Origin of the sequence: Actinomycetospora flava, assembly GCF_037400335.1 — a bacterium.
Lineage (GTDB): Bacteria > Actinomycetota > Actinomycetes > Mycobacteriales > Pseudonocardiaceae > Actinomycetospora > Actinomycetospora flava.
The window spans coordinates 98,370-116,672 of sequence record NZ_JBBEGM010000017.1 but is presented as its reverse complement, the minus strand read 5'-3'; the positions used below and the strand labels follow the sequence as shown (position 1 = coordinate 116,672).

13 protein-coding genes and 3 pseudogenes are annotated in these 18,303 nt (G+C 66.1%); 9 read left to right on the top strand and 7 right to left on the bottom strand.

Annotated features, from left to right (window positions below):
• Positions 1–679: 679 nt before the first annotated feature.
• Together WCD58_RS29920 and WCD58_RS29915 are read right to left on the bottom strand one after the other, a co-directional pair.
• Positions 680–1,675 (bottom strand): hypothetical protein, encoded by a 996-nt coding sequence (locus tag WCD58_RS29920; RefSeq protein WP_337706778.1) that lies wholly within the window; start codon positions 1,673–1,675, stop codon positions 680–682.
• 1,491 nt (positions 1,676–3,166) lie between these two features.
• Positions 3,167–3,427 (bottom strand): MoaD/ThiS family protein, encoded by a 261-nt coding sequence (locus WCD58_RS29915; RefSeq protein WP_337706777.1) that lies wholly within the window; start codon positions 3,425–3,427, stop codon positions 3,167–3,169.
• Positions 3,428–3,802: 375 nt separating this feature from the next.
• Here WCD58_RS29915 and WCD58_RS29910 point away from each other — a divergent pair.
• From WCD58_RS29910 to WCD58_RS29905, 3 genes and pseudogenes are all read left to right on the top strand, one after another.
• Positions 3,803–4,159 (top strand): annotated as a pseudogene (locus WCD58_RS29910) (histone-like nucleoid-structuring protein Lsr2); the annotation flags it as partial.
• A gap of 57 nt (positions 4,160–4,216) precedes the next feature.
• The gene (locus tag WCD58_RS33850) at positions 4,217–4,429 is read left to right on the top strand and encodes an Lsr2 family DNA-binding protein (RefSeq protein ID WP_444876332.1); all 213 of its coding nucleotides are present in this window, start codon (positions 4,217–4,219) and stop codon (positions 4,427–4,429) included.
• Between the two features lie 121 nt (positions 4,430–4,550).
• Positions 4,551–4,712: pseudogene (locus tag WCD58_RS29905) on the top strand (IS3 family transposase); the annotation flags it as partial.
• A 112-nt stretch (positions 4,713–4,824) separates the two neighbouring features.
• Here WCD58_RS29905 and WCD58_RS33800 read toward each other — a convergent pair.
• Positions 4,825–5,106 (bottom strand): pentapeptide repeat-containing protein, encoded by a 282-nt coding sequence (locus tag WCD58_RS33800; RefSeq protein WP_373696306.1) that lies wholly within the window; start codon positions 5,104–5,106, stop codon positions 4,825–4,827.
• Between the two features lie 817 nt (positions 5,107–5,923).
• Between WCD58_RS33800 and WCD58_RS29900 the strand changes: the two genes are divergently transcribed.
• On the top strand, positions 5,924–6,688 hold the full coding sequence (locus WCD58_RS29900; RefSeq protein WP_373696305.1) for a hypothetical protein: 765 nt from the start codon (positions 5,924–5,926) through the stop codon (positions 6,686–6,688).
• A 592-nt stretch (positions 6,689–7,280) separates the two neighbouring features.
• On the opposite strand, the gene WCD58_RS29895 is transcribed toward WCD58_RS29900, so the two are convergent.
• The gene (locus WCD58_RS29895; protein WP_337706775.1) at positions 7,281–7,550 is read right to left on the bottom strand and encodes a hypothetical protein; all 270 of its coding nucleotides are present in this window, start codon (positions 7,548–7,550) and stop codon (positions 7,281–7,283) included.
• Positions 7,551–7,725: 175 nt separating this feature from the next.
• On the opposite strand from WCD58_RS29895, the pseudogene WCD58_RS33870 reads away from it, so the two are divergent.
• Together WCD58_RS33870 and WCD58_RS29890 are read left to right on the top strand one after the other, a co-directional pair.
• Positions 7,726–8,589, top strand: a pseudogene (locus WCD58_RS33870) (helix-turn-helix domain-containing protein); the annotation flags it as partial.
• Positions 8,590–8,607: 18 nt separating this feature from the next.
• Positions 8,608–10,377, top strand: coding sequence for a tetratricopeptide repeat protein (locus tag WCD58_RS29890; RefSeq protein ID WP_337706774.1), 1,770 nt, complete (start codon positions 8,608–8,610; stop codon positions 10,375–10,377).
• Positions 10,378–10,557: 180 nt separating this feature from the next.
• Here the strand turns inward: WCD58_RS29890 and WCD58_RS29885 are convergent, their stop codons facing one another.
• The 3 genes from WCD58_RS29885 to WCD58_RS29875 form a co-directional block, all read right to left on the bottom strand.
• Positions 10,558–12,255, bottom strand: coding sequence for a hypothetical protein (locus WCD58_RS29885; protein WP_337706773.1), 1,698 nt, complete (start codon positions 12,253–12,255; stop codon positions 10,558–10,560).
• A 1,047-nt stretch (positions 12,256–13,302) separates the two neighbouring features.
• Positions 13,303–13,902 (bottom strand): 2-keto-4-pentenoate hydratase, encoded by a 600-nt coding sequence (locus WCD58_RS29880; RefSeq protein ID WP_337706772.1) that lies wholly within the window; start codon positions 13,900–13,902, stop codon positions 13,303–13,305.
• The gene (locus WCD58_RS29875; protein ID WP_337706771.1) at positions 13,899–14,552 is read right to left on the bottom strand and encodes a TetR family transcriptional regulator; all 654 of its coding nucleotides are present in this window, start codon (positions 14,550–14,552) and stop codon (positions 13,899–13,901) included. The genes WCD58_RS29880 and WCD58_RS29875 overlap by 4 nt, the downstream gene beginning before the upstream one ends.
• A gap of 119 nt (positions 14,553–14,671) precedes the next feature.
• Here WCD58_RS29875 and mhpA point away from each other — a divergent pair, with 119 nt between their 5' ends.
• The 3 genes from mhpA to WCD58_RS29860 are packed head-to-tail and all read left to right on the top strand — an operon-like array spanning position 14,672 to position 18,296.
• Positions 14,672–16,294, top strand: coding sequence for a bifunctional 3-(3-hydroxy-phenyl)propionate/3-hydroxycinnamic acid hydroxylase MhpA (mhpA, locus tag WCD58_RS29870; protein ID WP_337706770.1), 1,623 nt, complete (start codon positions 14,672–14,674; stop codon positions 16,292–16,294).
• A complete protein-coding gene (locus tag WCD58_RS29865) occupies positions 16,291–17,178 on the top strand; it encodes an alpha/beta fold hydrolase (RefSeq protein WP_337706769.1) in 888 nt (295 codons plus the stop codon). The genes mhpA and WCD58_RS29865 overlap by 4 nt, the downstream gene beginning before the upstream one ends.
• 20 nt (positions 17,179–17,198) lie before the next feature.
• On the top strand, positions 17,199–18,296 hold the full coding sequence (locus WCD58_RS29860) for a VOC family protein (RefSeq protein ID WP_337706768.1): 1,098 nt from the start codon (positions 17,199–17,201) through the stop codon (positions 18,294–18,296).
• The last annotated feature ends 7 nt before the right edge of the window (positions 18,297–18,303 follow it).

The window sequence follows — 18,303 nt, the reverse complement described above, 5'->3', positions numbered from 1 at the left end:
GCAGAACCGGCAGCCGCCCGTTGACGCCGTTAACGTTGTAGGTCGCGATCTTCATCTCGTCGGTCCGCCTCGTCCCCCGTCAACACCACCCAGGCCAGCTCGGGCACCGCCCCAAGGTCACGCTATCCGGCTGCTACAGACCGCGGCCGGTGGCGGACCGGGTCCGCTGCACCTCGTGCATCGAACGCAAGTCCAGGCAGCGGGGCGAGCGCTCCGGTGTGAAGCCAGACCGGCCGTGCTGCCCACCGCACCCGAGGACCGCTGAGTGGGTCTGAGCTGCTCCTTTCGTATCGGGCAGCGCCGGGGGTCAGCGCACCGTGCTGAGCAGCACGTTCCCGCAGTGTTCCCGGCGATCGACCGCGCGCCGAAGTTGTGCATGACGAGCCGCTCGGCGCCGATCTTCGTGGGCGCTCGGCAGTACTGCTTAGGGTGGTCCCCAGATGGGCCCAGCGGGGACCCGCTCTCGCGACGACGTGGGTGCAAGGTCTGCCAATCGGGCCCTGACAGGAGTGTGCCGAACCCACGACTAGAGCCAATGACGCGCAATGACGGTTTAGCTCACGCTGGCCGAGGACGAACTTCAGCACCTATTCTGCACGCCGCTTCCTCGGCCAGCCCTCGCGACGAACCTTCTCGCGTCCGGAGCTACGTCTTGGAGCACCCGTCACGGCTTGGACGATCACTCGCTTGGCGTGCGAACACCGCGTCGGCTTGAGTAGACGGGAAATGGCCGCGCCGACCTGAGTAGTCCGTCGTCGTAGGCAGCAGCTAGCTCATTCAAACTCGCCGCCATATCAGCAACGTTGCTTATGGTATCGTCGCTAAATAGTGTATTGGGCAAAGGCCGCAGCTCCCCCAGCTCGTTGACGAGCTCATCGACAGAGCGTTCGATGCCGAGATTCAGAAGAGGCATGTCAGATGCCAGTAGTCCGAGTTGTGTACGGATATCGGCCTGCTGAGAAGCCCATGCGTTTTTAATAGAGTCCTGCACGTCCTGTGGGGGTAGCCCTTGGTAGGCTTCGATGTGTGCTGCCAGTTGGCCGACGAGCTCTTGGTACACCTCGTCCACGGCCGGAATCGACGACAGGATCGCCAACGCCAGACTACTACCAATTGATGCATTGTGAACTATTGCGCCAACTTGCTCTGAAACAAACGGGGCATCGATCAACTCACCGACTCGACCCTGATCCACGATCGCGGAGTTCAGTGCCCCATCTAAGCGTTCCAAGGAGAGGATGAGGTCCCTCTCGCAGAAGATCATGGAAGTCATCTGCGAGAGGAACGTAAGCATACGCTCATGGTCGTCAGTGGCGGGCGCTGGTAAATTGAAGACTAGGTCCTGAAAACGGGAAACCACATCGAAATCATCGCGGGGTGGATCCTCAGCCTTCTCCTCCTTAATGACTGCCATTGTTCCGGACACGGCGACACTTGCCGTTGCGCTGGCGGCAATCCATGCACCAACAGGGCCTGCGACAAAGAATCCCGCGAGGCCGGCGAGTCCCGCGTATCCTACAGAGGCGATTGTCCAATTTCGATACTCGCGCCGCGCGGTCTTTTTTTGACGCCGCAGCTCCGCATCGGCATTTAGCCAGATTGAGCCGTCGCTAAAATCGTCCGATACTTCAATATAGGTCGTTGCGCTAGCACCACCACCACAGGTCACTGTCACCCTCTGTAGCCCGGGTTGCTCCCAATGAGTGGTTAAAGAATTGCCGACCTCTTGATTATCAACCCCGAGGTCTCCGGTCCACTGGAGCCTTCGTCCGGGACATGTGGCATTTGCAGACGCGCTTGGTATAGCATCGACGGTTATCCCAACGATATCAAATCGCTTCACGCGCGCCCTATTTACATCGAGAGAGGTAATGACACAAGGTGCGACAACGACCGTGAATACCACTTCGGAGTTGTCGCAATGGGCTGTTATCGTCTTGGTGCCCGGCGTATCCCAACGGCCGGTAAATCCGTGTCCATCTTGGAAAGTTTGATACTCGCCAAGATCACCTGACCAGGTTACAGTATGCAGGACTGGGATAGTTGTAACAGAGAAAGCCGCGCCCCCGCATACTGTTGTACTGTTGCTAGTATATGCAGGTGGAAGTATCTGACAGTCCATTCGTCTCCCCTCTCGGGCGAATCATCCGTATGGTTGCGCCTCGATACTCCCGTCCTCGATGTAACGCCAGGTTTGTGACTGCCATTCCCGCCCTACCTATCGCCGGGTACGACCGACGGCTAGCGGTAGAAAGTAGAGGTGCATCGTCGAATGCTGGTATCGTGCTGTGCGCCAAGACCACTAGTTCGGTTCGGGATTGATCTTGGTATTGATGGTCAGGCTTGAGCCGTCGCTCGGACCCGCACTGCTTCGATACAGCTACCTCGGCGACTCACAGCTCGTGATGCTACCCGTGGGGCGGCTCAGGTTGAAGTGCTCGCTGCCCATATGCTGCTGACGATCATCGCAGAGGAGATGGCGCTCACGAGCGCCGTAACCGGCACTATTCCAGCGCTGCCAGATGCGGCTCGTCTCGAACAGTTCGGTTTCGGTGGGCGCGGGCATGATGCTGGCCTCCGCGTGGCTTGTAGGGCCTCTCGGCCCCGTCCCGGGTGGCGGGGTGCTCTCCCCGTCACCGCCCAGAGCGCCGGTCATGGGCGCAGAGGCTTCTGTGTCAAAGGGCCGCCGGAGGCGGTCGGCGCAGCCGATTCGCAGCACCCTTGATGCAGAGGGCGGCCATGTCACGCTGAAGAGGCCGTCAGGCACCCACCGAAGGCGGTCCGCCCGATCTCTTGGCCCGCGCGGCCCTGAGCGCGAATCTGCGCTGCTGCTCGTCCCCTGGTCCGCATCGTCTTGTCCCTGCAGCCCAGCTCGACGGCGGTGGGGACTTCGGCGTTCTCGATGGCCTGACACCGTGGCGGGCGTGCGCGCGCCGGACGCCGCGCCGAAGGTAGAGGCGGGAGGCCGCCCGACCGGCCCGTCAGGGCCGGCTCGAAGACGTACGGAAAGTTCTCACAACCTCGAGAAGCATCTGATCCGTAGTTGCGTGCCTCCCGCGTACATGCCCGGTCCTGGTGGGCATGGGTGGGCGAAGCAGGTGATCCACTGAGCGCGAGAGGCATCAGTGGGGAGCAGTTCGTGGACCAGTTCGTGGACCGCGATCACTCAGCCGCCGGCGACGGGTGGGAGCACGTCGATCACTGCCCCGTCAGGGATGACAGCGGAGCGGTCGCGCACGGCGACCTCATCGAGCAGGAAGCTCGCCGCCGCGAGCACACGGGCCAAGGCACTGCCGTGGCTCGCGGACAGGGCCGCGACAAGACCGTCGAGGGTGGCACCAGCGCGGAGGGCCACGAGCTCACTCTTGGTACCAGCGGCGGCCTTGGCCCCGCCGAAGTAGCGCACGGTCGCCGTGCCAGCACTCATGAGTCCTGCACCCGTTCGCCTCGACCCCGTCGTGTCGAAGACCGCTCGGCTGCTCGCAGGTGCTTCTAACGGCGCGCAGTCTTACGTTGCGGTGCTCCGGGGGCATCCGGTCGTCCCGCCAGAGCCCTCCCGACGATCGCGCTGACTGGCGTCGCCCGGACAGGGTCAATGGTCCCGGTTCGATCGTGACCCCGAGCCCGCACACAGTGAAGACCAACTGCCCGGGCCTTCTCGAGGAGGCGGGGGTGGGAGTTCGGGCACCTCGGCGTCGTCCGAGACGGCACGGTCGCGCGGGAGGTACTGGTGCGAGGCGTCCGCTCGGATGCGAGCTCTACCCTGCGCTCGACAGCTGGTCTCGAGTTACGGAGTACGCGGGTGGCACAGCGAACGACGGTGATGTTGGTCGATGACCTCGACGGCTCCGACGCCGACGAAAACCTCGAGTTCGGCCTCGACGGCATCCTCTACGAGATCGACCTTAGCCACACCCACGCTGCGGCCCTGCGCGACGAGCTCGCCTCCTACATCGATCACGCCCGACGCACCGGGCGAGGCCGCGGTCCCGCGACCCCGGCCCGCCGCCGCGCCACCGCGACATCCACGAAATCGTCGTCGAGCGCCGCCGGCGGACGCGAGCAGAACCAAGCCATCCAAAACTGGGCCGCCCGTCACGGATACCAGCTCTCCACCCGCGGTCGCATCCCGAGCGCCGTTAGCGACGCGTTCCACCGCGGTGACCCCGCAGCCCTGCCCAACACCGGCGCCCCCAGCAGCACGACAACACCCGACGTGCCGGCGCCTGCCGTCGACGAGCAGACCGACGCCCCCGCGGCGGCCATCAGTGACTCGTCCGCGTCACGTCTGGGCCCAGACGGACTCACCGGCGAGGAGCGCGAGCGCATCCGGGCCTGGGCCGTCGAGGAAGGCATCGAGGTCAAGACCCGAGGCCGGCTCAGCAAGAACCTGATTGGCAACTATCGATCCGTCCATGCCCGCCGGTGAACTTGCCAGGTCCCTCGAACGCTCCGGCTACGGATTAAGAGATTCCCGTGCTCCGCCTCACACAGCCTCTACCAGCGACTCTGGTCATGCTGCGGACCTCTCGGACCTACTCCACGCAGAAGACGTCCTCAACCGCCGCCGCTGGGCCACCCGAGCCGAGCTCCGGCTGGCGATCGTGACCTGGATCGAAACCACCTACCACCGCCGCCCACGCCAGGCCGCCCTCGCTCGACTGACCCCGGTCGAGTTCGAGACACTGCTCAACACCGCTCACGCGGCCTGACCCACTGACCGAACCCGGGTCAACCGAAGTCTGGGCAGACCCGTTCGCACCGACCAAGCCCGCGCCATCCGGACCGCCGCCACTGAGGTCGGCGCCCTGCCGGACCGCATCGTCATTCGGCGCCAACAAGGATCGCGCTCTCAAGTACGGCCCCTTCAAGGCGAGCATTGTGGAGGCTGGCGTTGCGGAGAAGGTCGATCTCAAGGTTGGCGCCTATCAGGTTGGCCGTGTCGAGATTGGCGCCGGCAAGGCGAGCACGCCCAGAGTCAGGTCGGCCGCGGACATCGCTCCATCCCAGGGGGCCGGCCCCTACCGCACAGAATCGCCGCGGAGCCCTTGCGCAGGGAAGCTTGTGGTCGCGGTTTCTCGAGCAGTCGCGTGCCAGCAGCGGCACTACGCCTGCCTTAGCGTCGCGGCCAAGTGTTCGATGCTCGGTATAATCAGAGACTGGGTGCAGGAGGATTGGACTCCGCGATCTACTGGAGAGCGTCGCGGCATCCTCCCCTCCGAGGAATTATCTTCAACTGAGTTGACTCATCGGCTCGGCGGGCGGCTACCACCTAGGCGGAGCCAGGACGGTCGACCTCGACGCATCGCTTCTTAGATCGAACGCGGAACGGAAGTTCCGCAAGATGGCGAGAAGCGCCTAAGACCGCTGCAAGATCCTTCCTTCCTCCCTTGTCGTATACATGCTTAGCGAATGCGAGATGCGCGCGGCGCAGATAGACGATCGCGCCTAACACGCTCAAAGTGCCCATCAAGACTGTAGCAAGTGCCACGATGAGAGCCGTGCTCATTGCGGTATCCCTCCTCAGGTGATTTCGGGGCTCGCTCGGCGGCCGATACATCACAAGGTTGCGGAAATCCCGAGCCGCAGCAAGGTCCCGCTACACCTTGATCAGCAGTGCGACTGTGTCTCCCGCGATGAGACCGGCGAGACGACTTGAGACACATCGTGTAGACTGCGACAGAAAGCTTGAGACGCTTCTTTGGCGTGCACAGCTAGCAGTCATAACTGCTCAAGCGAGAAGGGCAACCTTGTGCCTCAGTCCCTTGACGGTCCGACCTGGCTAGAGCTCGCCCCAGCATTGGACGAACTCAGAAGGCTCAGTCCTGTCAGTGCCAAGGATCTCGCGAAAGCTGTATCGTCGGCCAGCATCAAGTACGGGATTTCTAGGGCGACTCTCTATAGAATCTTCCGCGGAAGCTCGGTGCCTTCGAAGCCCGTCCTGAACGCTATCCTGGGAAAGCTCGAAGTTGAGGACGCAGAGAAAAGGTGGTGGCTCAATCAGCTAGACGAAATCAAGAAAGGACTAGGCTCTCCGGACAGAGACGGGACTAACACGGAAGAACCTGCCGTAGATAATCAAGCGCAGGTAGGCCGCAGTAAGACCAAGAGGATACTGGCAGGATCATGGGCCGGTAGAGGATTCAACCTCGAAATTGGCTACCACGCGGGTCGTCACAGTCTCGAACTGAGCACGGAAGCCGGGGAGAGCTCGATTCTTGAGGTCTCCGAGAGCACTCTTGACGGGCAGCTGGAAAACTTTGCCAATCTGGTCACCGGGAATACTGATGCGACACGCTCGCTTGAGAAGGAGCGGCAGTCATCAAGCTTGACCATACAGTCGACTCGACGCAGGACTCATCAGTATATCCTTGAGATCTTTAAGTCGGAAGCACGAAATCCGGGTGATGTCTTCAGCATCCGCGTTATCTCGCCCTCTGGCTCTCCGGCGCTGCGGTCGCTTGACTCGACCTTGCGGGAAGCGGGTTATGACAAGACCATTACAGTGCGGCGGCCCAGAAAGATGGGAGAAGTAGCCAGGTCTCTGTTCGTCGATTTGAAGGTCGTCTTCGCCAACCTGCCTCGAGGTTTGTACGATGGATCCGGAATCGTTGATGAGAATTATGAGCTAACGTATGCTGAGGAGCGCTATCTTCTCCGGCATTTTGAAGCTCTGCGGTCTGTTTGAGGTCGGTCTGGAGTAACGTACTCGTCGTTTGATGGCCGCGCCCAATCCCGCCTCGGCGTGATCCAATAGAGCGGACTGAAGGTATTCCGGGACCTCCAGACGCCCTGTAGCGACCCTTCTCGCCTCCCGCACAGCCATGAGGAAACTCGCGGGGCGGTGGCGACACCTCTGCTCGATAAATTAAGGGGCGCGATGGCCTCAGGCCCTCGCGTGCCTCCGGGGCGTCTGGGGCTCACCGCCCCGCGCCGGGTTCTAGGCCGCTGCTGGCGTACGCCATTGAGCCGAGGAAGGCCGCCGAAGCAGCATTCACTCAGAGGTCACGCGCGGTTCCGGTAGCGGAAGTGAGCGAGGCGCGGTAGGTAGTCGTTCCGTCGTCGGTCTCGGTCTTAGTCTCCTGATCCGTAGTTGCGTGCCCGCCGCGTGCATGCCAGGTCCTGTCGGATTTCCGTTGGCTTCGCAGGTGATCCGCTGAGCACCAGAGGCATCGGCGGAAAGCAGTTCGTGGAGCAGTTGGTGGACCGAGATCAACTGAAGATCACCGAGCCCGGCTTCGCCCAACTAGTGCACCTCTAGGGTCGGCGGTGAGCTGCAGTCACGCGAGTTCGAGCGGGTCCGACGGGGCGTCGACGGTCTTGTCGCGGGCGGAAGTTCGCTGCTGAGTGTCCGGGGCCTGAGCCTTTGCGCCCGCGTCAGCTCCGGTCTGCCGCTCACGCCGTCTCGATGCGCTCGCCACCACGGCGCCGGAGTCGCGTCGGCTGCGATCGCGCCGTCGGGCGAGGACGGCAGCGACGAAGTTGATCAAGGCAGCGGCCAGCCTCAGAGGTCCGTCGAGGCCGGCGAGGTCGTGGAGCCAGTCAGGCATCAAGCCCTCCGTATAAGGAGCACGGTGCGCGGTCGGCACTAAGCGCACTCCATTGGCCTGCGCGTCCGGTATCGGGCGGACGCGATGGGTGCCACGCTGCAGGTCAAGAAGCGGGTGTCCGACCGAGAACGGACACGACGCCGCCGTGCGGACATCTGACAAGGGACAAGAAGCCATGTCGGGACCGAGCACTCGGCCATCTCGCCCATCGCGCGGGCAGCTGAGCACCCTGACTCACGCCGCTGAGTTCGGCGCAGCGCTCAAGAGGGCGCGTGAGCATGCCGGCCTATCCCTGCGTGCTCTCGAGGAGCGCTCCGGTGGCGCAGTGAAACGTGACAAGGTTGGACGTGCGGAACGAGGCCAGCGCCTCGAGGAGGCCTGGGTGCTGCGCTATCTACACCTCTGCGAGGTCCCCGGTCCCGAGCTTGTGGACTGGATCAACGCCTTCCGTCTCGTCACGGGAGCGGTTGCGACCACAAAGTCAGACCTACTGAGGGTTGGCCGGCCGCCGGCGACGGCAGACCATTTGCAGCAACGGCCCGACGAAACCTTCCGCCTTGAGCAAGTCGCGGGAGCCAGCCCCGACTCTGCCCAGACCGATGAGTCGACAGCAGTGCTCACAGGGCCCGGAGGGGTCGGAAAGTCTCAACTCGCCGCGCAGCACTACCGGAGGTGGGCCGCAGGAGCGAAACGGGGAGGGTTGGCGCTGTGGGTCACCGCCAGCACTCGGGCTGGAATCGTCGCTGCCTACTCTCAGGCCGCCGCCGCGGTCACCGGGGCCGAAGACCCCGCCGTGCCTCAAGGCGGCGAGGCGGCGGCCGAGTGGCTGCTGACCTGGCTCTCGGGGACTAGCCAGGCATGGTTGGTGGTTCTTGACGACCTCGCAGACCCAGCCGACTTGCGCGGACTTTGGCCCCTTGGACCGGGTTCGGTCGTAGTCACCACACGACGCGCCGACGCAGCCCTAGGGGCTGCGGGCCGCACCCTGATACCAGTCGGGCTGTTCAATGCCGAGCAGTCGCGCACCTACCTCACAGATAAAGTTCAGCCCCCGACGGTGGATGGGATCGCCGAGCTCGCGGACGCATTGCAGCACCTTCCGCTGGCCCTAGCGCAGGCTGCGGCCTTCATCGTTGACCGTGGAGAGACCTGCGCTGGCTATTGCACCCGTCTCAAGGACCGGCGCCGGCGGCTCGCTGATCTCTTCCCCGCCGACGCTCTCGCCGACGACTACCAGCACACCGTCGCCGCAGCCTGGTCGCTGTCGATCGACGCCGCCAACGCCCTCGCCCCCGTAGGCGTAGCTCGAGAAGTGTTCGAGATCGCCGCGGTGCTCGACCCGAACGGTTTCTCCCTCGCCGTACTCACAACAGCCGCGGCTTATGCCAGAGCACAGCTTCAGATGACCGGTACCCCGACGCCAGAGCCTGCGAGCGCGAGACCGGCGTCCACACTGACCGTGCAAGACGTCCGTGACGCTGTCTTCAACCTCGCTCGACTGTCCCTCATCACCATCGATTCACCCGAGAGCGGCGACCCCCGAGGGGTCCGAGCCCATAGTTTGGTGCAGCGGGCAGCGCGCGACCACACCGCCGACCACGCACGTGTGGCGGTTGCTGCCGGCCGCGCACTCCGTGATGAGTGGACGGAGGACCCGCATCGTCTCGAGATCGGGCAAGCGCTGCGCGACAACGCCACCGTTCTCCGTGAGAACGCGGGCGAGTACCTCTGGAGCGGAGGTGGACACCATGTGCTCTACCGCGCGGGCAGAAGCCTTGGGGAGGTCGGGCAGGTCAGCGCGGCCCGTGAGTACTGGGTGTACATGAAGTCCGTCGCGGACCGGCATCTCGGCGCCGATCACCCCGACACGCTCATCGCCCGCCACGAGCTCGCCTACTGGCGGGGAGAGGCCGGAGACCCCGCTGGGGCCGCCACCGCCTGCGGTGAACTGCTCGACGATCGTTTAGGAATCCTGGGCGCCGATCACCCCGACACCCTAAGCAACCGCCACGAGCTCGCCTACTGGCGGGGAGAGGCCGGAGACCCCGCCGGGGCCGCCACCGCCTATGACAAACTGCTCACCGATTACCTCCGCGTGCTCGGCGCCGACCACCCCGACACCCAAACCACCCGCCACAACCTGGCCAGTTCGCGCGCACGCGCCGGCGATCCCGACGGCGCCGCCAGCGCCTACAACGAACTCGTCGAAGATCGCGTACGAGTGCTCGGCCCGGACCACCCGCACACCCTGGCTGCCCGCCACGGCCTTGTGTCTCTACGCGGGCAGGCCCGCGACCCCGCCGACGCTGTGACCGCCATGGCTGGCCTCCTCGGCGACTACGTGCGCGTGCTCGGCTCCGACCACCCTCACACCCTGATCGTCCGCGGAAGCCTCGCCCGCTTGCACCGTCGCGCCGGCGATCCCGGCAGCGCCGACGATGCGCTCGCTGAGCTGCTCACCGACCGCCGGCGAGTGCTCGGCCCCGACCACCCCGAGACCTTGGCGACCCGCCACGAGTTCGCCCATTGGCGTGGCGAGGCCGGCGACCCTGCTGGCGCCGTAGCTGCCTTGAACGAGCTGCTCTCCGACTACCTGCGAGGGCTCGGCCCCGATCACCCCGAAACCCTGAACACTCGCGGAGACCTCGCTTACTGGCGCGGGGAGGCCGGAGACCCCGCCGGGGCCGCCACCGCCTTCGCCGCCCTGCTCACCGACTACTTGAGGCTGCTCGGCCCCGACCACCCCGCAACCCAGAAAACTCGGTGGGGTCTGACCTATTGGCGGGAACGGATCGGGATCGGCTCAGGGGCGGAGTCCTCGTCATAGAACCGGTTATCGGTAGGCCTCGGTTTGCGACGCGGCGCGCCAGGTGCGGCCCTGGATCGCCCCGCGCAGGTTGTTGAGCCTCTCGCATAAGCGCTGCATCCGACGCGCAGGTCGGAATGAGCAGCGGTGGGACCGCTTGCCGCCTATCGCCGACCAGCAAGAGGTCCCAGAAGCGACGCGTCAAGCCTCGCGAGCGAGCATGATTTGTGTCGAGGCCGCCCACGGGCGGCCGGCGACGATCACGCCGTCAGCGCTGACTGTCGTCCTAGTGCCGTCGGGCTCTGTGATTTTGTATTCCGACGTCGTGCTTCGCGCATTGCCGACCACGCCGTCGGCGGCGACGTCAACGATCGCGCGATCGATACCCTCCCAGTCCTCAATAGCGGAGCCGGTCGTTGTAACCGCATCTCGCACTCGCTTGCGCATGCCCGGGTCGCTCAAGTTGGCAGCCAGTATGCCGTCGAGATCGCGAAGTGCGCCGAAGCGTAATCCGCCGTGTCCGTCAGCTGCAGCCAAGCGTGAAGATTTCAGCACGAGCAATGTCAGGTAGGGCTGCATCTGCTGGAAGTATTGGTAGCGCAAGAGATCGTCACTGTCGGTGTTGTCGATGACAAGTTCCTCGGCCCGCAGCGTCCGTTCGGTTCTCACGTATTCGTTGCTCGATCCGAACACCTTCTGACTCAGTGTCCGCGAGGTTGCGTTGACCTGACTGGATATCGTGCCAAATGCCGAACTAGCGAAATGCTGACGGAGACTATCGGACCCTTCCTTGACGTTGAGGGAAGCATTGACCTCGCCGCCCCAAGGGCTGGTAGCCGAGGCATCTCCATGGAAGCTCGCGTCGAGGTTGAAGCGGTCAGTATCGCTCGACTTATCTTGTTCGTTGCGAGTATTCAATTCGTCGTAGAAGTCCTTGACGACCGCGGCGTCCTGCGATTCCAGGAGACTCTGCGTAATCTTTGCCGCACGCGTTTCTGTCGTCTCTGTGACCATGAGCGTCGTTCGCCTGGTGCGAGCCGGAATGTCGAGCGCTTGGACGAGGCGGCCCCCGGTCGGGGTGCCGATGTAGGTGTTCAGCGTGTACTGCTCCACCATGAAGAGCTGTGGCCTGAAGACGTGCTCCAAGAACGCCGGGTAGCGCGAGTCGATCGCGATCACCTGAAGGGTTCGCTTCGATTCGGTGTCGTAGAGTGCGACCTGGTCGCCCCGCAAGAAATGAATGATCTCGGAGTCGGCGCCAGTTCCGTAGAACGCGAAATCGATACCTCGCGAGAAGGGATCAGGAAGATCGAAAACCTCTGTGATCGGACATGGCCCGAGATCGATCGTTCCCGCGAATAGATCGTGTCGCATGTACTCTGTGTCTCTAAAGAAGTGAATCTTGCCGAAGTGGTCTCGGATTCCATGCAGCGCAGTGTCGAGGCTCGCCGCCAACCAAGTACCGTCGACTGCACCCCAATCGCCGTTTGCCATGGGTTTGGCCACGGGCGGAGTTCTAATCCGCAGGTGCGGTATCCCACCAGGAGCCCGGTGAATCTTGTGATAGGACCCGCCCTTGAAGAAGTACCAGAGGTCGGGAAATGCTGGGCCACCCCACGTGGCGGCGTCAATCCCGGTATCAAAATCTGCCGGAAGGCGCCACTTCCGACTAATAGGAATCGGTGATCGTTCGAGACCTCCGGAATGCGGATCGAAGGTATACCAGTCGGCACCTTTGAACAAGTAGACCAGTCCCGGATCTATACGATCAGCATTGATCGATGCCGAGAACGCTGGCCGCCCCGCGCCCGGGTTCGTAAAAGCGCTCGGCGGCAGCGCCAGCGATAGGTAGACCGGTTTGAGATCGAAAGTGCTCGCCAGCTCGTACGAAGCGGTCATTAGCTCTCCCTCGAGACGGCAACGGCGCTCGGTGTCGCTTCGGCCAACGCCCATTAGCCAGCTTCGAGCACGGTAGCGGTCTGCGGAACTCGCTGACAACGCTCCCCCGCAACCGGAAGTGCTGCAGCTTGACGACAACAGCTAGCCGCTCGGACATGTCGCCTCACGCTTTGCGACCGCTACAAGACGTGTCCACCAGGAGCGGTCGGCCACCGCGATCCCGGTGAAGGCGAGGAGATAGGCGCCCGCGCCGTGCCCCCGATATGCAGGAACCATCGGTCCATCAAACGGTCAGCGAGAGGGTCGGCACGAGAGGTAGCCCACGAGGTTGAAGCACATTGGCATCGCCGAGAGCAGGCCGGCCCCGAGGTCCCCCCGTTAGCCTGCAGACCGACGATCAAGGCCGTGGGCCGCGATAGGCCGACTTTGCACCAGAGCCGGCGTCGCCTCGCTGCCCATCGACTTCGTCTGTCGGACTGCGGGCGACGAGATCGACGCAAGCCACAACGAGGTCAGTGCGGAGACTGACGGGGGCGGAGCCCGGGCGAACATCGCGCGCAGCTCAGAGAGTTGAGTTTGCTCAACGCTGGTGGCCGTATCGCGCTCGGTCTCTGTCGGCCCTCGTCGCTTCCGGTCTCGCGCTCGGTGCCGGTGTCGCAGCGGCCGCGGACAAGAACTGCGACGACTTCACCTCGCAGCCCTAAGCGCAGGCGTACTTCACCGCCAACGGCGGCTCGGCCACCAACAACGTCACCTCGACGCTGACCACGACGGCCGGGTCTGCGACAGTTACCCCTACCCTTCGAGCGACCGGACCCCGACGTCGTCGCGGAGCGAGCGCGACCATCCCTCGTACCCCGATCTCCGCGACAAGAGGGACTGGCAGCACAGGCGCCACCGCGACAGACCCCTTGGCGCCGGGGAGCCCCGCAGCTCGCGGCGCCGGCCTGGACTGCCCGATCTTCCCGGTGTCGTCGAGCGGGGTGAGCAGCGAGGGCCAGCAGCCGGAGAGCTCCACGCGCGCGGCCTCCTTCGGGGCGGGTGGGGTCAGATGAGTTCGGCGGTGAGCTCGCGTGGCGCGGTGACTTGGTCGAGGGGAATCCAGGGGCCGAGGACGACCGCGGCGGAGCTGGCGTTGTCGGCGATGGTGTCGGCCAGGGCGATGCGCCAGTCCTGGATGTCGACGATCTCCAGGGCGGGCGCGATCGGGTCGCAGGCGGCGAGGACGTCGCCGGGGGTGATACCGGGGCCACCCAGGGGCGCGGCGAGACGGAAGGCGACCTCGGGCTCGATGCGGGGTTGGCAGAACTGTGCGGCCGACGTCGAGGGCGGGGTCTCGCCGGGGTCGTGCAGGATCATGTCGGCGAGCAGGTAGCCGTAGTCGGGTTCCTCAACGCCAAGCTGGCGCTGCATGGCGGCCGAGGTCAGGCCGATCTTGTGCCCGACGACCACGCCGTGGGCGTCGAGGCGCCGGCGCAGTCCCACCCGCTGGATCGCGTAGGCGCCGGCGACGTCGAGCCCGGGGTAGGTGGTGGTCAGCGGTTCGATGGGAGCCTGGTGGCGGCGGGCGTGCTCGAGGGCCTGGTCGATCTGCGCCGCCGACAACGCTGCGGGCGGTGCTGCGGCGGTGTGCTCGGTGGGGCTCACTGGGCCTCCCGCAGCCGGGCGACGGTGTCGCTCAGGGCGTGGGCGTGCATGTCGAACAGGTCGAGCAGGTCGACGTCGTCGCCGCCGATCTCGTGGGCGATGAACAGGCCGTCAGCGGCGGCGAGGGCGTAGGTGGCCAGGCGCCGTGCCGTGGTGGGCGCGAGGTCGGGGGCGAGCTCACCGATCGCATGGACGACCCGCTCGTGGGCGACGTGGCGGACCTGCAGGAACATCGTGCGCGCGCTGGGTTCCTCGGGGCGCCGCTCGAGGGCGAGCATCAGCCCGAGGCGCAGGAAGTCCGGGGAGTCCAGCAGTGCCTTGGCCATCTGCGCGGCAAGCGTCCGCGCGCGCCGGCGGGCGAGCTCGACCGGTTCGAGCGCCTCCACCGCAGCCGGCTCGACCTCGGGCAGGGTCATCGCCTCGAGCCAGGCACCGAAGCTGCGCTCGATGACCGCGGCGATCAGCTCGTCCTTGTCCTTGAAGTGCCAGTAGATCGAGCTGGCCGGCAGCCCGGCGCGCGCGCTGACCAGCTTGATGCTGGTGCCCTCGTAACCGCGCTCGCCGGCGATCTCCACCGTGGCGTCGAGGATGCGCCGCCGCGACTCCTCGCCGTTGGCCCGGCGCTGCCGGGCGCTCCGTTCGCTCGCCACCGTCGTCCCAGCTCCTCTCCGTAACCCACCGGTCAGGTGCGATCCAGCTTACTGTAGCAGCCACTACAGGATGTCCTGTAGCGTTCACTCCAGCAAGGGAGCTCGAGGAGGAGACCGCTGTGACCGAGGCACGCGAGGATCGATCCGCCGCTCACCGTGGTGCGCTCCGGCACGTCGACGTGGCCATCGTGGGCTACGGGCCGGTGGGGGTGACCGCAGCGAATCTGCTCGGGGCGGCGGGGTTGTCGGTGGTGGTGATCGAGCGCGAGCCCGAGATCTATGCGCGGGCCCGGGCGATCTCGACCGACGAGGAGGTCATGCGCATCTGGCAGCGGATCGGCCTGGCCGAGGAACTCAAGGCCGACATGCTCTCCGACAAACGCATCGACTTCGTCGATGCCGACGGCGAGTCGTTCCTGGATTTCAAGCCCGTCCCACGCGGCAACGGCCACCCCAGCCAGTTGTTCATCTATCAGCCTGCGCTGGAGGACACGCTGCGCCGCGGGGTCGAGCGCTACCCGAACGTCGAGGTGTGGCTCGGCCACGAGAGCTACCGGATCGTCCAGGACGACGACGCGGTCGAGCTGCTGGTCGCCGACCTCGAGCGCGATGGGGTGCGCCACCTGCGGGCCACCTACGTGATCGCGGCCGACGGCGGCTCCAGCCCGACCCGCGCGCAGCTCGGTGTCGGTTTCGAGGGCAGTACCTACGAGGACCGCTGGCTGGTCATCGACACCGAGGTGCTCTCGGAGTGGCCCGAGCACGACCGATTGCGCTTCCACTGTGATCCCGCGCGGCCGGCCGTGGACTGTCCGACCCCGTTGGGGCACCATCGCTGGGAGTTCCCGGTCCTGCCCGGCGAGGACGAGAAACAGCTGGCCACCGAGGAGTCGGTGTGGCGGCTGCTGGACAACCAGGGCATCACCAACGAGCACGTCAAGGTCCTGCGCGCGGTGGTCTACAGCCACCACGTGCGCTTCGCCTCCCGCTGGCGGACCGGGCGAGTGTTCCTGGCCGGCGACGCCGCCCACGTCATGCCCCCGTGGATCGGGGAGGGCATGGCCTCGGGCATCCGCGACGCCGCCAACCTGTGCTGGAAGCTCGCCGCGGTCCTGCGCGGTGAGCTGCCCGACTCCGCCCTGGACTCCTACGCCACCGAGCGCCAGCCCCACGTCCGGGAGATGACCCGTGATGCGGCCATCGTCGGCCGCGTCATCACCGAACGCCGTCGCCCGGTCGCCGCGATCCGCAACACCGTCTTCCGCAACGTCATGCGCATTCCGGTCGTCAGCAACTACCTGCGCGCGGGCGACTGGTTCCCCGACCCGTACTACCCCCAGGGCCTGCGCGTCGGCGAGCGCGCCGCCACCGGCTGGCTCCCGCCGCAGCCCTGGGTGCTCGACGAGCACGGCGAGCGGCTCCGCTTCGACGACGCTCGCGGCCCGGAATGGACCCTCCTGACCCTCGACCGCGCCGACGTCCCCGCCAGCCCCCAGACCCCCGACCGCGCCTGGTCCCACGCCGGGGTGCGCACGCTGCGGCTCGCGCCCGCGGGCAGCGCCCCGGGGCCGGACACGCTGGTCGACGTCGACGACGCCCTGGTCGCCTGGATGCGCGAGCGCGACGCCGGCGTGCTGGTCCTGCGTCCCGACGGCTTCGTCTTCGCCGCCGCGCCCGCCCCGAACCTGCTGCCGCAGTCCCCGATGCTCACCCGCCCGCACCGTCAGGAGGAGCCCGCATGAGCTCACCGACCTCGCCGCTGTCGGAGAAGACCGTCCGCGTCACCGTCCAGGGCCCGCACGGCCAGCAGGGCAGCAAGGACGTCTTCGTCGCCGAGACCGGCGACGGCCCACCGGTGCTGCTGCTGCACGGCGGCGGGCCCGGCGCGTCGGGGGTGCCGAACTACCACCGCAACATCGACGCCCTCGCCGCCGCCGGGTACCGCGTCATCGTCCCGGACCTGCCCGGCTACGGCCGCTCGGGCAAGGGCATCGACCAGTCCGACCCGTTCGGCTACCTCGCCGACACCGTCCGCGGCCTGCTCGACGAGCTCGGCCTGGCCCGCGCCCACCTCGTCGGCAACTCCTACGGCGGCTCCGCCGCGCTGCGCCTGGCCCTGGACACGCCCGACCGGGTCGATCGACTCGTGCTGCTGGGACCCGGCGGGATCAACACCACTCGCGCGCTGCCCACCCCCGGGCTGACGGCGCTGCTGAACTACTACACCGGCGACGGGCCGTCCCGGGAGAAGGTAGAGACCTTCATCCGCACCCACCTCGTCTTCGACGACACCGCCATCCCCGACGAGGCCATCGAGGCCCGCTACCAGGCCAGCATCGACCCCGAGGTCGTCGCCGACCCGCCGCTGCGCCGACCCTCCGGCCCCGGAGCGCTGCGCACGCTGTGGCGCATGGACCTCGCCCGCGACCGCCGGCTGCGCCGCCTGCCCACCCCCACCCTGGTGATCTGGGGCCGCGAGGACCGCGTCAACCGCCCCTGCGGCGGCCACACCCTCGCCACGACCATGCCCGACGCCTCCCTGCTCCAGCTCGCCCGCACCGGGCACTGGGTCCAGTTCGAGCGCTCCGAGCTGTTCAACCACGTCGTCGGCGCCTTCCTGCGATGACCCCGCGAGAGGAGCACCCCGTGACCACCACCCACACCGCGTCCGACACCGCACCGGCCACGTCGATCTTCGGCAAGGTCCACCTGGGCTACCTGGTCATCGAGACCGAACACTTCGCCGACTGGCACCGATTCGGCGTCGACGCCATCGGCCTCCACGCCGACGAGCTCGGCGCCCAGGCGATGCGCTTCCGCATGGACGACCACCAGTGCCGCTTCCTGCTCCAGCGCGGCCCCGCCGAGGACGTCACCACCATCGGCTGGCAGTTCGACGACCACGCCACCTTCGACGACGTCATCGACCGCGTCCGCCGCCACGGCGTCCCCGTCGTCGAAGGCACCGCCGACGAGGCCGCGCTGCGCGGCGTCGAGCGCCTGCTGCGCTTCCCCGGTCCCAAGGGCCTGACCCAGGAGATCTTCACCCGCCCCGTCCTCGACCCCGCGCCGCTGCAGATGCACCAGCGACGATTCGTCACCGCCGAGGGCGGCATGGGCCACATCGCCCTGACCTCCACCAAGCCCGGTCAGCTGCGCGGCTACTACGACACCGTCTTCGACGCCCGCCTCACCGACTACATCGACGAGACCATCAGCGGTCTCAAGCTCAAGATCCGGTTCCTGCGGGTCAACGAACGCCACCACTCCATCGCCGTCGCCTCCACCCAGGGACTGCGTCTCGACCCGATCCGCACCCGGGTCCAGCACCTCAACGTCGAGGTCGCCGACCTCGACGACATGGTCGAGGCCTACCAGCGTGTCCAGAACCTCGGGTTCGCCATGGCGCTCGCGGTCGGGCAGCACACCAACGACCGCGAGCTGTCCTTCTACGCCCAGACCCCGTCGGGGTTCGAGTGGGAGGTCGGCTGGAACCCGATCTACGTCGACGAAACGACCTGGGAACCCGCCACCTATCAAGGCATCAGCGTGTGGGGACACACCCCGGTCGGGCAGACCGTGATCGACAAACTCGCCCAGTTCCGGCAGGCCGCCCGCTCCCTGCGCCACACCGAGGACGTCGTCCCCGCCCTCGCCGGCCCCGGCATCGAGGACTACACGCGCGAACCCGCACCGGCCCGCCGCGCCCCCTCGACCCGCCCCATGGCCACCGGCCTCGGCTGACTCACTA